Annotated in this window: 15 protein-coding genes; 5 read left to right on the top strand and 10 right to left on the bottom strand. The window is 61.1% G+C overall.

The window, feature by feature from the left end; genetic code table 11:
• The 3 genes from ACTIF6_RS21940 to ACTIF6_RS21930 are packed head-to-tail and all read left to right on the top strand — an operon-like array spanning window position 1 to window position 2048.
• Window positions 1-672, top strand: coding sequence for an amino acid ABC transporter permease (locus ACTIF6_RS21940; RefSeq protein ID WP_439589948.1), 672 nt, complete (start codon window positions 1-3; stop codon window positions 670-672).
• The gene (locus ACTIF6_RS21935; RefSeq protein WP_439589947.1) at window positions 665-1315 is read left to right on the top strand and encodes an amino acid ABC transporter permease; all 651 of its coding nucleotides are present in this window, start codon (window positions 665-667) and stop codon (window positions 1313-1315) included. The genes ACTIF6_RS21940 and ACTIF6_RS21935 overlap by 8 nt, the downstream gene beginning before the upstream one ends.
• Window positions 1302-2048 (top strand): amino acid ABC transporter ATP-binding protein, encoded by a 747-nt coding sequence (locus ACTIF6_RS21930; RefSeq protein ID WP_439589946.1) that lies wholly within the window; start codon window positions 1302-1304, stop codon window positions 2046-2048. Before ACTIF6_RS21935 ends, ACTIF6_RS21930 begins: the two co-directional genes overlap by 14 nt.
• Window positions 2049-2114: 66 nt before the next feature.
• Here ACTIF6_RS21930 and ACTIF6_RS21925 read toward each other — a convergent pair whose 3' ends face one another.
• The 9 genes from ACTIF6_RS21925 to ACTIF6_RS21885 form a co-directional block, all read right to left on the bottom strand.
• Window positions 2115-2513, bottom strand: a complete 399-nt coding sequence (locus ACTIF6_RS21925; protein ID WP_439589945.1) for a RidA family protein — start codon at window positions 2511-2513, stop codon at window positions 2115-2117.
• Between the two features lie 24 nt (window positions 2514-2537).
• Entirely contained in the window at window positions 2538-3500 is a 963-nt protein-coding gene (locus ACTIF6_RS21920) for a PDR/VanB family oxidoreductase (RefSeq protein WP_439589944.1), read from the bottom strand.
• A 28-nt stretch (window positions 3501-3528) separates the two neighbouring features.
• A complete protein-coding gene (locus ACTIF6_RS21915) occupies window positions 3529-4425 on the bottom strand; it encodes a fumarylacetoacetate hydrolase family protein (RefSeq protein WP_439589943.1) in 897 nt (298 codons plus the stop codon).
• An 85-nt stretch (window positions 4426-4510) separates the two neighbouring features.
• On the bottom strand, window positions 4511-5515 hold the full coding sequence (locus ACTIF6_RS21910) for a hypothetical protein (RefSeq protein WP_439589942.1): 1005 nt from the start codon (window positions 5513-5515) through the stop codon (window positions 4511-4513).
• Between the two features lie 35 nt (window positions 5516-5550).
• Complete coding sequence (locus ACTIF6_RS21905; protein WP_439589941.1) at window positions 5551-6225, bottom strand: RraA family protein; 675 nt, start codon at window positions 6223-6225, stop codon at window positions 5551-5553.
• Window positions 6222-7274 (bottom strand): amidohydrolase family protein, encoded by a 1053-nt coding sequence (locus ACTIF6_RS21900; protein ID WP_439589940.1) that lies wholly within the window; start codon window positions 7272-7274, stop codon window positions 6222-6224. The genes ACTIF6_RS21905 and ACTIF6_RS21900 overlap by 4 nt, the downstream gene beginning before the upstream one ends.
• Before the next feature lie 24 nt (window positions 7275-7298).
• Window positions 7299-8468: a Gfo/Idh/MocA family protein gene (locus tag ACTIF6_RS21895; protein WP_439589939.1), complete on the bottom strand. Its 1170-nt coding sequence runs from the start codon at window positions 8466-8468 to the stop codon at window positions 7299-7301.
• On the bottom strand, window positions 8469-9446 hold the full coding sequence (locus ACTIF6_RS21890; RefSeq protein ID WP_439589938.1) for a Bug family tripartite tricarboxylate transporter substrate binding protein: 978 nt from the start codon (window positions 9444-9446) through the stop codon (window positions 8469-8471).
• 78 nt (window positions 9447-9524) lie between these two features.
• Window positions 9525-10862 carry a Rieske 2Fe-2S domain-containing protein gene (locus ACTIF6_RS21885; RefSeq protein WP_439589937.1) on the bottom strand — a complete coding sequence of 446 codons (1338 nt, stop codon included), beginning with the start codon at window positions 10860-10862 and terminating at the stop codon, window positions 9525-9527.
• Window positions 10863-11023: 161 nt separating this feature from the next.
• Between ACTIF6_RS21885 and ACTIF6_RS21880 the strand changes: the two genes are divergently transcribed.
• Together ACTIF6_RS21880 and ACTIF6_RS21875 are read left to right on the top strand one after the other, a co-directional pair.
• A complete protein-coding gene (locus tag ACTIF6_RS21880) occupies window positions 11024-11758 on the top strand; it encodes an IclR family transcriptional regulator (protein ID WP_439589936.1) in 735 nt (244 codons plus the stop codon).
• A gap of 85 nt (window positions 11759-11843) precedes the next feature.
• On the top strand, window positions 11844-12623 hold the full coding sequence (locus tag ACTIF6_RS21875; protein WP_439589935.1) for an SDR family oxidoreductase: 780 nt from the start codon (window positions 11844-11846) through the stop codon (window positions 12621-12623).
• A gap of 82 nt (window positions 12624-12705) precedes the next feature.
• On the opposite strand, the gene ACTIF6_RS21870 is transcribed toward ACTIF6_RS21875, so the two are convergent.
• Window positions 12706-13974: an anion transporter gene (locus ACTIF6_RS21870; protein ID WP_439589934.1), complete on the bottom strand. Its 1269-nt coding sequence runs from the start codon at window positions 13972-13974 to the stop codon at window positions 12706-12708.
• Window positions 13975-14036 lie beyond the last annotated feature (62 nt).

Genomic DNA, 14036 nt, shown 5'->3' with positions numbered 1-14036 from the left:
ATGGGCATCGAACTCGACTTCCCTGCGGTGCTCGCCCAGTGGCCCTTGCTGGCCAAGGGCGTGCTCTGGACACTCGGCCTGACCGCGATCTCGGCCGTGATCGGGCTGCTCCTGGGCACGGCCTGCGCCTGGGCGCGCAGCAGCGGGCCGCTGGCACTGCGCTGGATCGCCGCCACCTACGTGGAGCTGATCCGCAACACGCCCTTTATCGTGCAGTTGTTCTTCGTGTTCTTCGGCCTGCCGGCTGCGGGCGTGAAGCTCACGCCCGAGATCGCGTCGGTGATCGCGATGGTGATCAACCTCGGCGCCTACGCGGCCGAGATCATCCGCGCCGGCATCGAGGCCACGCCCAAGGGCCAGTTCGAGGCCGCCGCCAGCCTGGCGCTGTCGCGCGTGCAGACGTTCTTTCACGTGGTGCTCCCCCCCTCGCTCAAGAAGGTGTGGCCCGCACTCACGAGCCAGATCATCATCGTCATGCTCGGCTCGGCGGTGTGTGGGCAGATCTCCACGCAGGAACTCAGTTACGCCGCCAACCTGATCCAGAGCCGCAACTTCCGCGCGTTCGAGGCCTTCATCGTCGCCACCGGCATCTACCTGCTGTTGTCGATCGGCGTGCGGGCCTTGTTGAATTGGTTGGGTCCGCGCTATCTCTTTGGAGGCCGTCGTGGTTGACTTCACACTGTGGGACATCGTCCGCAACCTGTTGCTGGCTGCGCGCTGGACGGTCGTGCTCTCGCTCATCGCCTTCATCGGTGGCGGCATCGTCGGCATGGCGCTGCTGGTGGCGCGCACCGCGAAGTGGCCGGGCGCAGAAACCTTCGTCGCCGGCTACGTGCAGCTCTTCCAGGGCACACCGCTGCTGATGCAGCTCTTCCTGGCGTATTTCGGGCTGGCGCTGTTCGGCTTCGAGACCTCGGCCTGGACGGCGGCGTCGGTGGCGCTCACGCTCTACACCAGCGCCTTCCTGGTCGAGATCTGGCGCGGCTGCGTGGCGGCAGTGCCCAAAGGTCAATGGGAAGCAGCACAAAGCCTGGCGCTGAACTTCGGCGAACAACTGCGCTACGTGGTGTTGCCGCAGGCCACGCGCATCGCCATCGCGCCCACGGTGGGCTTCCTGGTGCAGGTGGTCAAGGGCACGGCGCTGGCCTCGGTGATCGGTTTCGTCGAACTCACCAAGGCCGGGACCATGATCACCAACGCCACCTTCGCACCCTTCCTGGTCTACAGCTGTGTGGCCCTGATGTATTTCGCGCTGTGCTTCCCCGTGAGCCTGTACGCACGCACCCTCGAGAGGAAACTCAATGCCAGTCGCTGAACGCACCATCGTCGACATCCAGCAGCTTCGCAAGTCCTACGGCAGCAACGAGGTGCTCAAGGGCATCGTCCTGCAGGTGAAGGCCGGCGAAGTGATCGCCATCATTGGCAAGAGCGGCTCGGGCAAGAGCACGCTTCTGCGCTGCATCAACGGGCTCGAGGTGTTTCAGGCCGGTTCGCTGAGCGTCGACGACAAGCCCCTGCTGCACAACAACGCTGCCGCCATGCGCGAGCTGCGCCAGCACGTCGGCATGATCTTCCAGAACTTCAACCTGTTCCCGCACCTGAGCGTGGGCCGCAACGTGATGCTCGCACCGGGCCTGGTGAAGAAGACGGCGCCAGCCGAAGGGGCCGAACGTGCGCGCCAGTTGCTCCAGCGCGTGGGCCTGGCCGAGAAGTTCGACTCGTTTCCCGATCAGCTTTCGGGTGGCCAGCAGCAGCGCGTGGCGATTGCACGAGCCCTCGCCATGCAGCCCAGTGTGCTGCTTTGCGACGAGATCACCTCTGCGCTGGACCCCGAACTGGTGGGCGAAGTACTGCGCGTGGTGGAGTCCTTGGCCGACGAAGGCATGACCTTGCTGATGGTGACGCACGAGATGAGTTTCGCGCGCAAGGTGAGCGATCGCGTGATCTTCATGCACCAGGGGCGTGTGCACGAAATGGGGCCACCCGCGAAGTTGTTTGGAACGCCGGAGACACCTGAGCTGCAGCAGTTCCTGTCGTCGATTCACTGAGCGCTAACGCGGGGTCGGACCTGGGAGCTGAACCCCTTGAAGTTCGTCCGACTTCTGGGGGTCAGTTCAATCCTGGGTCGATTCAGAGGCCACGGCCAGAGCTTCCAATTGGACCAGCATGCCTCCGCGAAGCGATGTCACCAGCGCATGACGAGCCGGCCGGTGTGCTGGGTCCGGAAAGTGCTGCAACCACGGAGCATTGACTGCAGCGCGATGGGTTTCATCGGCCAGATAGACCGTGATCTTGACCACATTCTGCATCCCAAGTCCAGCTGCTTCGAGAACCCGCTTGAGGTTGTCAAAACAGTTCACGGCTTGTGTGTCGGCGTCCTCCGGCATTTGATCGGTGTGAGGATTTCTGCCGCCGACGCCGGATGTGGCCAAGATCGGCCCAATTCGGCAGGCGCTGGGAATCGGCGCACTCTTGTGCGCGAGGCCTTCGACTTCAATACTTCTCTGGTGCACTGTGATGCTCCTTCGGTTGCTCGTTCAAATGTCCAGTACCAGCTTGGGGCTGCGGCTTCCAGAGCAGCAGATCATCATGGTCTTGTGGCTTGCTTGCGCTTCTGGAGACAGAACGAGATCGTGGTGTTCAGGAATGCCTTCCAGAACCGTGGTCTCGCAGGCGCCGCATACCCCTTGACTGCACGAGTACGCCACTTCAATACCCGCATCCAGCAGGGTGTCCAGAATGGTCTTCCCTGGTGCGACGACGAGGCTCCGCTGCGACTTCGCGAGCTCGACGACAAATTCACCCTCGGCAGGGGCCGGCGCTTGCGCGGAAAAATATTCTCTGTGTACGTACTGTGGCGCGAGATTCGATGTCACTTGCTCAAAGCGTTCGAGCATGCCAACGGGGCCGCAACAGTAGAAGTGGGTTTCCTTGGGCGCATCGACAATGATTTTTTCAAGGCCGAGGACGCTTCCGGCGCGACCTTCATCGAAGATGAATCTGGCGCGCCCCGATCCGGCATTCTCCAGTGCTTCGATTACAGAGGTGAAGGCAGCGGTCGCTCGACTGCGTGCAAAGTAGAAGAGCGCCCAATGCCGCTGCAGCGCGTTCAGCCGCTCGATCATGCAAAGCATTGGGGTGATGCCGATACCTCCGGCCACGAACGTCGAATGTTCGGCTTCTTCGTTCAGGGGAAAGTGATTGCGAGGCAAGCCTACGGCCACGGTAGCGCCGGGGCCGAGATGGTCATGCATGAACCGCGAGCCGCCCCGGCTTGCCGCGTCTTTGTTGACCGCGATGAGGTATCGATGCGTGTCGTCCTGGGAGTTGACGAGCGAGTAGCTTCGAACCAGGCCGTTGGGCAGTTTGATGTCGAGATGACCGCCTGCGGTGAAGGCAGGAAGTGACGCGCCATCTGGGTGCCGAATGTCGAATGACAGCACGTTTGTCGCTTCCCTTTTCACATCGTGCACGACAAGATCTTGAAATTCCAGTTTCATGAGAACTCTGTAAGCGGTCCGGTGGCCTTCATGCGTGCGGGGTTGCTGCCATTCGGTTGCCTTCGTCGGCGACGCGATTGCGAAGCAGGCCGACGCGCTCTATCTCCACCTCGATGACATCGCCGTCACGCAGGAAGAGTTGTGGGTTGCGCGCAAAGCCTACCCCGGCTGGTGTGCCGGTCAGGATCACATCGCCAGGCGCCAGCGTCATGACTTCGGAAGCGAGGGAGATCACGGTGGCGAGGTCGAACACCATCTCCGATGTGTTCGCGGATTGAACGATTTGTCCGTTGAGGCGGGTGCTTATCGCCAAGCCCACCGCGCCAGGAGGGAGTTCATCCGCCGATACGAACTCAGGGCCGATTGATCCGGATCTATCGAAATTCTTTCCCATCGTCCATTGCGGCGACTTGAATTGATAGTCGCGCACGCATCCTTCGTTCGATGTCGCATAACCGGCGACATGATCAAGAGCGGATTCTCTGGAGATGTGCTTGCCGCCTTTGCCGATGAAGGCAGCAAGCTCACCTTCATAGTCCAGTTGTTCCGAGCAAGCAGGACGAACGATGGCTTGTTCATGCCCGACGAGGCTGCCAGGGACTCTGAGAAACAGCGTCGGATAGGCTGGCTGCTCGAAGTTGCTTTCTTTGGTGTGATCCCGGTAGTTGAGGCCAACGCAAAGGATCTTGCCGGGCGCGGTCACGGGAGGAAGGAAGTCCACCGTATCGATGAGGACTGGCTCTCCATGCTGCTCGATGAGCGCATGGACTTCCCGCATGGCGGCGGGGCCATTCTCGATAAGGACTTTGAGGTCTTGGGGAACGCCTCGGGTATTGGCGTAAGGGAGCGCCAGAAGCCCCGAACTGGTTTGAATGGCGAGCCCCGCGTGGTCTGAATCTTTGGGCTTGAATGAAACGAATCGCATGTTGCTGTTGCTGTTGTTGGACCGATGATCGAGTGAGAGCCCGAATGGCGCGTACCTTTCGGGCGAAGCGTTGCCTGGTTTTCCCTTAGCCCACCATCTCCCAGTAGGCGAAGCCGACGCCGCAAGGTGAGGCATGAACCGGTATGTAGTCGATGACACGACCGGGCCTGTCGGCAACCGCAGCGGCCATGATCCAGTTGCGGGTCTCCCCCGAACCGCCGCCGACGCCGCGCGACATTCCGGTGCCGCCCGAAAACTGATCGAAGCACTTGAGGTGCTTCAACTCTTCGCGAGGTTTCCAGGCGTCGAAGTAAGAGGCCATGGCATCGGCGTTACCAGCCTGCAATCGGGTGAGTATTTCGCGATCGAACTCTTCGTCCAGATACGATTCCCGCGCGCCAGGCGTGTGCCACAGACCCCCTGAGCCGACGACCGCCACCCGCAGATCCTGCGGCCAGGTGTTCTCGACGATCTTGCGAACCTCTCGCGCCAGCGCGACGCAACGCGCGGCGGTGGGCTGAGGCGCATACAGGCAGTTGACCAATACCGGCACCATCGGCACGTCGAAACGGCCATCGGTCAATGGGCCCATGGGGCGCATGAAGGCATGCCCCATGCCGATGTCCTTGTCCGGTAGATCGAGCATGAAGGCTGGGTCGAATCCCGCATCCATCAATGCAAATTGCAATGACCTGGCGAGTTCGGGACGAGCGTCAATCTTGGCCCAGTGTTCTGGCACCTTGGGTTTGAACGGGCGGGCGCCGAGCTTTTCGGCATACCGCACTGCCTTGTAACCCTCGAATGCCGGGCCCACGTAAACCGCGAAAGAAGGGTGATTGTTCAGGTCGAACTGTTCGTCCTGGTCGTCTCCGAAGCACAGAACCACATCCGGTCGCGCCTCTTGAAACACATCGCGCAGCTTCACCATCCCTTGCTGGACGCGATCGAACTTTCTTGCGTTTTCCTCGTCGTCGTCAACGATCGCCCCTGGCGCGTAGCTGCGCCCGGCCCTCGTGTTGTTCCACCATGAAAGCGGTTCGAAGAGAAAGGGTGAATGGGACGTCGCGATGACGCTGCAGATTTTTGCCATGAAGTCTCCAAAAACGGATTGCTGTGGCCGACCGCCTATTCAAGCGAGTAGCCCTTTTCTTTGAGAACCTGGTCGACCCAGCTGCGGTCTGCGGTGCCCGATCGGAAGCTTTTCGCCACTTCGGTCTCCTTGGCCAGAATCCGCCTGGCAGACTCCAGGACACGTGTGGCGTCGTGCTGAGGGACGGCGACAAGGCCATCGGCGTCGCCGACCATGATGTCGCCGGGCTGGACTGGCAATTCGCCCACCACGATCGGGACGTTGATCTCTCCCGGCCCATTCCTGTAGGGCCCGCGATGCGTGATACCGGCTGCGTAGATCGGGAAGTCGGAGGCGGCCAGTTCCGCTGAATCGCGAATGGCGCCCCAGATCACGATGCCAGCGATTCCGCGCTGCTGGGCATACAGCGCCATCATCTCTCCGATGATCGCGTTGCCCGTGAGGCCACCGGCATCAACGACGATGACGTCGCCCGGCTGGGCCATGTCGAGCGCCTTGTGCACCAGCAGGTTGTCGCCAGGCGCTGTTCGCACCGTAAAGGCGGGTCCGGCGAGCTTCCCTCCCCGATGTATCGGCCGAAGCGCTGCGCCGCCGGCGTAGAGTCGCTCCATGCTGTCCGACAGGTGAGGGGTGACCATCGATCCGAGTGCCTGCACGAGCGCAGGGTCGGGGCGTGTCGGAATTTTCAGAATCCGTGATGGCGTGCTCATGACTGCACTCCAAGAGATGCGGGTCGATGCCCGCGCTGGGAAAGCAGCTTGTCGAGCATCGGGTAAACGCGCCGCGCGTTTCCTTCGAATATCTTGTAGCGGCTCTCTTCGCTGAGACCGGACAACCCATCGACGTAGCGGCGGGTGTCGTCGAAATGATGCCCCGTTTCCGGATCGATGCCGCGAACTGCCCCGACCATCTCGGAGCCGAAAAGAATGTTGTCTACCGGGATCACCTTCGAGAGGAGTTCGATCCCCGGCAGGTGATAGACACAGGTGTCGAAGAAAACGTTGTTTAGCAGATGCTCTGGCAGAGGGGGTTTTCCCAGATTCAGCGCAAGGCCGCGATAGCGCCCCCAGTGGTAGGGAACCGCACCGCCGCCGTGCGGGATGACGAATCGCAGCGTTGGGAAATGCTTGAACAGATTGCCCTGGACCAACTGCATGAAGGCCGTCGTGTCACCGTTGATGTAGTGGGCCCCGGTGCCATGAAAGTTCGGATTGCATGAGGACGACACATGAATCATCGCCGGCACATCGAGCTCGCAAAGCGCCTCGTAGAGCGGATACCAGTATTCGTCGATCAGGGGCGGATCCGTCCACATGCCGCCAGCCGGATCGGGGTTGAGGTTGACGCCGACGAATCCCAGTTCATTCACGATTCGCTTCAGTTCCGGGATGCATCGGCTCGGCGAGACGCCTGGAGATTGCGGCAGTTGTCCGACGCCGACGAAGCTGTCGGGCAAGAGTGTGCAGACTCGATGTACCAGGTCATTGCACATCGACGTCCATTGCTGGCTGATGGCTTCAGTACCCACGTGGTGTGCCATGCCCGCGGCGCGTGGCGAGAACAGCGTCAGATCGGTTCCTCGCTCTTTCTGGAACTTCAGCTGCGGCTGCACGCTTTCGACGATCGCTTCGTCTGTAAGACCGAGGTCCAAGGAACTGGGTCTTCGAGAGGCATCGGCAAGCCCGGCGAGTTGTCGGTCTCGGAATGCGTGGAAGGCGGCGGGCTCCGTGGTGTAGTGTCCGTGGATGTCGATGATCATTTTTCGTGCGTAGGAAATGCGCATTCAGCGCAGAAAGACTTCGCGACGCGAACGCGCGGATTGCTGAATGGCGAGACAGGCTTCCACCGTCCCAATGGCGAAGCGGCCGTCGTGCATGGGAGGGCGCTTCAGGAAGACGGCATCGCAGAGCTCATCGAGCACCTGCGTTCTGCCGCTGTTCTTGGCTGAAAGCTCGACGTGCTGCACACTTTCATCTGAATAGATGGCAAGGCCGGCAGGCGTTGTTCGGATATCGGCATGCTTGAAGGTCGCGACCAGAGTTCCGAAGTGCGATGGGTACTCGGGCTCGGCTTCTGTAGCCCCCGCTGGGGAGCCATATCCGTATCTTTCCGCCCTCAGCCGCAGCTCTGCGTCTTCGTCCAGGTTGGCGAGTGCGCGCCGGGCGTGGCCTTGCTTAGGCGTCTTCTTGCGCCCTGTGGCGCCCACCCAGCCGTGCAATTCGTCGCTGTCGAAGTGGTCATAGCCGCTATACACGAGGCTTGCTGACGCTCCGCTTTCGAAGTCGATGAAGGCGGAGCAACAACCTTCGGTGGGGCGGCGCGAATCCAGAATGGCTGTGGAGGCGCGCACACTGCGCACCGGTGACCTCGCCACGGCTCTGGCGATATCGACCTGGTGCGGAATCTGATTGAACAGAATGCCGCCGCCCTTGTCTGTATCGAGTTCTTCCGGGCGGCGAGGCCTGTAAAGAAAATCGGTGTAGTTCCACATCGCGAGCATGGCCAAAGGGCCATAGCTCGCGCGTTCCGCAAGCCGACTGATCTCTTTGATGGCTGGTTCGAAACTGAAGGTGTGACCGACGATAAGGGTCACATCATGTCGATCGGCTGCTGCGATCATCTCGTCGCAATCGGAGAGCGACAGCGCCATCGGTTTTTCGACAACGACATGCTTTCCGTGTGCCGCCGCCAACAGCGCTTGATCTTTGTGCATCTGATGGGGCGTTGCGATGTAGACCGCATCAATGTCCGGGCTTTCGATCAGCGAGCTGGCATCCTCATAGGTCGGAAGGTTGAAGTCCTGCGCGAATTTCTCGCGCAGGCGTGCATCGCGATCGGCCGCACCATTGAGAACACAGCGTGTATGTCCTGCCACATGAGGAACCATCAAAGCGCCAGCCATGCCCAGTCCGAGCACTCCGATGCGCAGCTTTCGGTCGATCGATTTCGCCATTTACTGGGGCTGTACGTTGGCAAGCCGAACCGCGCGCTCGAACTTCTTGAGGTTGTCGCCGATGATCTGACGGTAATCTTCGGGAGAAGTCCATCGGATTGGCCTCGTACCTTCCGCCGAAAGTGTTTCCCTCACGTCCGGACTTTCGAGCGTCGCCTTGAGAGCTCGTGACAGCTTCTCCACGATCTCCGGCGGCATGTTGGCCGGGCCGAGGATGCCGAGTTGCGATTCCATGTTGTAGCCCTTGACGAATTCGGAGAGCGATGGAATGTCGGGCAGCGCGGGCAGTCGTGCTCCGCCAGTCGCACCCAGCACCACGGCGCTGCCGGCCTTCACGTGGGGAGCCACCGTCTGATAGGCCGCGACCAGAATTGGAACGTCGCCTGCCAGGAACGCGGGCAGAGCCTGTCCGCCGCCCTTGTACGGAACGTGCATGACGTCGATCCCCGTACCGTCTTTGAAGGACTCCATCAAGAGGTGATGAATCGACCCGATCCCGGCGGTGCCATAACTCAGTTTGCCCGGCGCTGCCTTCGCCTCGCGGATCAGATCGGGAATCGACCGGATCGCCGTTGTCTTCGTATTCGCCACCAATACGATGCCGGCGCCATCAGTCATCATGCCGATCGGCGTGAGATCGGTCAGCGTCTTGTAGGGCAAGCTTTTGTAGACGAACGGAGCGATTTCGAGTTGCCCCGTTTCTCCGAGCAGCAGCGTGTAGCCGTCGGCGGGGGCATTCACGACCATCCCGGTGGCAATGGTGCCACCCGCGCCCGGCCTGTTCTCCACCACAACGGGTTGACCCAGGATTTGGGACAGCTTGGGTGCGACCGTGCGCGCCGAGAAGTCAGGCCCGGTCGCACCGGGGACGTACCCGACCAGCAGTCGAATGGGACGATTGGGATAGCCCTGCGCCATCGCGCTGGACATGAAGAGGGCTGTCAAAGCCGCCCAAAGGCATACCTTAAGGAAGTTCATGGGGCTCTTGTCTCCGTTGGATTTGTTGAAGCAGCTCGCGCTGCGGGCGGGGTGATACTTTCGAGATCGCGGCTGAGGTCAATGCTCCGCGTGACTGGGTTGAGGAGCCTCGTACTCCGAGAGATACTGATCGAGGGATCCCGTCGCGGAGATGCTGCTGATCGCTCGGGCCGTGTAGTGCGTGACATCCGATGCCGCTGCCGGCTCGATGCCTTGCTGTAGATCCTTCACCATCGCGAGCAGCTTGCGGCGTGCAGTGACGATGGCAATGTCGGAACCCATCAAACGCTCCTTGGTCCTGTCGACGATGCCGATGGGGCTGGAGGGCGCGGCTCTCATCCCTTCCTGTACTGAGCGGTCCTGCGCGTTGACGCCCCAGATGCCGGTGAAATTCCTGGTGCGCTGCATCTGCCGATCGATCATGTAATCGTTGTCCATGCCCGCTTCGGGTACGAACACATCGATGGGGCCTCTGTCTCCAAGCGCCAAGGCGACCTTCCTTGTGCGAGGTGGAAAGTGAGCCCCGCCGTTGATGAGCTCCAGTTCCTCATCGCTCAGCGGGCGATCCGGTCGAAAGCTGTATGCGAACGTCACGGTGTTGTAGTCATCGACCGGGACCCATGCGCGACCCCCGCTGCCGGTGAAGAACGGACTGGGCGCCCGCGGAATCAGACTGAACATCGGAGCGACCCATTGCGAGATGCGCCAGAAGTAGTCTTCCCCACGGCTGCGACGTGCTGCACTCGCGAAGCCATAGGCCATGTCTTTGAGTGTGATCACCGGTGCGCCGTCTACAGCGAGATCCGCTCCAGTCACGCCAAGCGCGGATTCGGCCGGATCGAGCTCTTGGTGCAGGAAGCTGATATGAGAGCTATCGATCTCGCCCTCAGCGCCTTGCAGCCAGTTGGAGCGCTGCAACCAGCGGGACACGTGACGATGCCCCTCAGGTACACGCGTCCATTCGAAATTCGGCGGCGGTGGCATCCGGTCTTTAGGGCCCATGTACACCCAGACCACACCGCCGGCCTCCACGACCGGATACGAGCCGATGGAGCAGGCCGCAAGCACGCGAGGGTTGTCTTTGATGCGGCAGTCATTGGGAATGTCCACGCAGTTGCCCTCGACGTCGAACTTCCAGCCGTGATAAGCGCAGCGCAGGCCGCCTTGTTCATTTCTCGCGAAGAACAAAGGAGCGCCTCGGTGGGCGCAGTACGCATCCACCAGACCCACACGACCGCTGCTGTCGCGAAACGCGAGCAGGTCCTCGCTCAGGATGCGCAACCGCACTGGCGCGGAGTCTGGCTGCGCAATTTCTTCGGAAAGCACGGCAGGCAACCAGAAGCGCCGAAACAAACTTCCCATTGGCGTTCCTGGTCCGACTCGCGTGAGCAAGTCGTTTTCTTCCTTCGAGAGCATAGGTTCTCCAGTCCAATCGTGGGACCGAAGTACATCACACGAGATGCCCATAGTTCAAGATAGCGCAACATATTTCGCATACGTGAAAAGTGAGATTTCGCAAATGCGAAAGTGAATGCGATTCTGCGAAAGAAAGGCATGCTGCGTGCTACGATCGATTCATGCTTGTTCGGACAGTCACCAGTGCTCTTCAGATCTTTGAAGCCTTCGCGGAACACCGAAGGCCGATGAACCTTTCGGAGCTTTCGCGCCTTCTGGACATCCCAACTTCGACATGCTTTGGACTTATGCGAACGCTGGAGGCCAGCGGCTATCTGTACGAAGTCGGCGGACGAAAGATGTTCTATCCAACAGCGCGTTGGCTGTTGAAGTCACGCGAAATCGGAACGCACGATCCAGTGCTCGGACTCGTGCGACCGCATCTTGAAAAGCTGCGCGATAGCAGCGGAGAAACCGTGATGCTCTCGAAGCGGCTGGCCGATTCGGTGGTGCTGCTCGATGTCATGGAGAGCAAGCAAACCATTCGCTACACCGCCGAGGTGGGCCAGCTCAAATCGCTGAATCTGACGTCCAGTGGCAAAGCATTGTTGAGTGCTCTGTCCGACGAAGAACGCGACTCGTCCCTATTGCGGCTGCACGGCGCAAACGGTGCGCGGCTGAGCGTGGCACAGCGCACTCAATTGAAGGACGAAATCAAAAAGGCTTCAGTCAAGGGCTGGTATGTAGGCCGCGCGGAGATCAGCATGGATGTGATGGGCGTGGCCGTCCCTGTCAGGCTTGCGGGAGAAGTCTTCGCGCTTGCAGTGGCCGGTCCGCTTCCTCGAATGGACCGGAGCGTTTCCGCCAATGCCAAGCAGCTTCTCGCTGCAGCCAAAACCTTGATGAAGCAGTTGTAGAAACGACTCACGCTGACATGCTGCGGCAAATTGCAGACATCGGTGCATCGCATGTTGATCGAACCACCACCTGGAGAAGCTCGATATGGATTTGGGAATTTCGGGGCGCAAAGCGCTCGTGTGCGCCTCATCGAAGGGGCTGGGCCTTGCCTGTGCTGAGGCGCTCGCCAAAGAGGGATGCAACGTCTGGATCAATGGCCGTGATTCGGCGCGACTGACGAATGCCGCCAAAGAGCTGAAGGCGCGCACCGGCGTCGAAGTGACGCCGGTTCAAGCGGATCTTCGTACGGAGGAAGGGCGGCAAGCATTGATCGCGGCCTGCCCTGATGCTGACATTCTGGTCAACAACAACGAGGGGCCGCGACCGGGCAATTGGGGCGACTGGACTTACGCCGATTGGGTCGGCGCGCTTGAAAACAACATGCTGCCCGCGATCATGATGATGACCGCCCTCGTGCCAGGCATGCAGCAGAGGAAGTTCGGCCGAGTCGTGAACATCACCTCGGCGATGGTGAAGATGCCCTATTCATGGATGATTCTGTCGGCCACCGCCCGTACTGGGTTGACCGCCTTCTCCAAAGCGCTTTCGATGGATGTGGCAATCGACAATGTCACGGTCAACAACCTCCTTCCAGAGCGCATCGATACTGACCGGCAGGAGTTGATGGCCCAGAGAATGATGAAGGAAAGCGGAATCTCGCGTGACGAAGCTCGGCGCCAGATCACTGAGACCATTGCTGCCAAGCGATTCGGTCAACCTCAGGAGGTCGGCGATATGTGCGCGTACCTCTGCAGCGTCCAAGCCAGTTTTGTCTCAGGCCAGAACATTCAGATCGATGGCGGATCCTATCCGGCGTTGATTTGATGGCTCATACAGGGTGAGCCGCTGCGTGCTGCGGTTGAGTCGCTGGCATTCATTGGCTTGACCGCATCCGGCTGTCAGTCCCTCACATCCACCAGCGCACCCAGCCCCACACCACGCCCAGCGTGATCAGCGTCACCGGAATGCCGGTGACGGCGTGGCGTTTCCAGTGAATCTCGATGCCCTGCTGGCGCGCAAGGTCGGCCACGATGAGGTTGGCGATCGAACCCACCAGAAGCAGATTGCCCGCGAAGGTGGTCACCAGCGCAAGCATCACACCCGCCTGTTCACCACTGCCCGCCAGATGGGGCAGCAACAGCATGACTGCCGGCACGTTGGACACCAGGTTGGAGAGCACCGCACCCGCCACCAGCAGTGGCCCGGGGTCGGTCAGGTGCACGCCCTGCGTGCCCAGCCATGCCACCGCCTGCGCCGCCAGGCCTGTGGTTTCGAACGCGTGATTCACCACGAACAGGCCCATGAAAAGGATGAGCAGGGGCCAATCGACCAACCCCAACACATGCGATGAGTGAAGACGTCGACTCAGCAGCAACACGCCAGCGCCCACGAGCGCGGCCACATCGCGTGGCCAGTTGGTGAACAGGAAGATCAGCAAGAGCGCGCCAGCGACAAAAAGGCCCTTGGCGGTCTGCCAGCCATCGAAAGCAGGTTCTGCGTCCGCATCTGTCCCCTCTCCCGCTGGCGGCAGAGGGCCGGGGTGAGGGCTCCCCCGACCCGGCCCGAACGCCAGCCACCCCCACAACAACGCCAAACCGATCAGCACGGGCGGCAGGGCCTGCCGCACATAACCCGCAAACGGCAACTGCAGCACCGAGCCGATCAGCATGTTCTGCGGATTGCCGATCAGCGTGGCGGCCGACCCGATGTTGGCCGCGCAGGCCAGACCGATCAGGAAAGGCAGCGGGTCGATGCCGCGGCGCAGGCACAGCCGCGCGACCACGGGTGTCATGGCAAGGCAGACGATGTCGTTGGAGAACACCGCCGAGAGCGCCCCCGCCACGAGGATGAGCGCCGCGAGCAGCCCGCTGCGCGAGAGCGGCATGTCGCCCACGCGGCGGGTGACCGCGCCATAGAAACCGCCGAGCCGCATCTGCGCCGACACCACCATGAAGGCAAACAGCAACACGATGGTGGGCAGGTCGATGGCACGCGCCGCGTCTTCCACCGGCAGGCCGGCCAACGCGATCACTGCGATGGCGCCGAGCAAGGCCACGCCCGAGCGGTCCAGCTTCAGCCGGGGCAGGCCGCCGAGAAACATGCCGAGGTAGACGATCGCAAAGACGGCGACGACGCCCCAGTCGGTGGCGGAATGGTTCAGGACGGTGGTGGGCATGAGCGGCAAGGATGAACGCAGCGGATCGTAGCGTGTCCCCAAAGGAAAAGCCGCCCGAAGGC

The organism is Hydrogenophaga sp., assembly GCF_051860785.1.
In the GTDB taxonomy this organism is placed as follows: domain Bacteria; phylum Pseudomonadota; class Gammaproteobacteria; order Burkholderiales; family Burkholderiaceae_C; genus Hydrogenophaga.
This window is presented reverse-complemented; position numbering and strand designations above follow the sequence as displayed.

Coding starts and splice junctions, on each gene's coding strand:
- ACTIF6_RS21900 (WP_439589940.1), bottom strand. CDS start 7,274: ATGATCATCGACATCCACGGACACTACACCACGGAGCCCGCCGCCTTC.
- ACTIF6_RS21930 (WP_439589946.1), top strand. CDS start 1,302: ATGCCAGTCGCTGAACGCACCATCGTCGACATCCAGCAGCTTCGCAAG.
- ACTIF6_RS21920 (WP_439589944.1), bottom strand. CDS start 3,500: ATGAAACTGGAATTTCAAGATCTTGTCGTGCACGATGTGAAAAGGGAA.
- ACTIF6_RS21885 (WP_439589937.1), bottom strand. CDS start 10,862: ATGCTCTCGAAGGAAGAAAACGACTTGCTCACGCGAGTCGGACCAGGA.
- ACTIF6_RS21895 (WP_439589939.1), bottom strand. CDS start 8,468: ATGGCGAAATCGATCGACCGAAAGCTGCGCATCGGAGTGCTCGGACTG.
- ACTIF6_RS21910 (WP_439589942.1), bottom strand. CDS start 5,515: ATGGCAAAAATCTGCAGCGTCATCGCGACGTCCCATTCACCCTTTCTC.
- ACTIF6_RS21915 (WP_439589943.1), bottom strand. CDS start 4,425: ATGCGATTCGTTTCATTCAAGCCCAAAGATTCAGACCACGCGGGGCTC.
- ACTIF6_RS21940 (WP_439589948.1), top strand. CDS start 1: ATGGGCATCGAACTCGACTTCCCTGCGGTGCTCGCCCAGTGGCCCTTG.
- ACTIF6_RS21870 (WP_439589934.1), bottom strand. CDS start 13,974: ATGCCCACCACCGTCCTGAACCATTCCGCCACCGACTGGGGCGTCGTC.
- ACTIF6_RS21905 (WP_439589941.1), bottom strand. CDS start 6,225: ATGAGCACGCCATCACGGATTCTGAAAATTCCGACACGCCCCGACCCT.
- ACTIF6_RS21890 (WP_439589938.1), bottom strand. CDS start 9,446: ATGAACTTCCTTAAGGTATGCCTTTGGGCGGCTTTGACAGCCCTCTTC.
- ACTIF6_RS21875 (WP_439589935.1), top strand. CDS start 11,844: ATGGATTTGGGAATTTCGGGGCGCAAAGCGCTCGTGTGCGCCTCATCG.
- ACTIF6_RS21880 (WP_439589936.1), top strand. CDS start 11,024: ATGCTTGTTCGGACAGTCACCAGTGCTCTTCAGATCTTTGAAGCCTTC.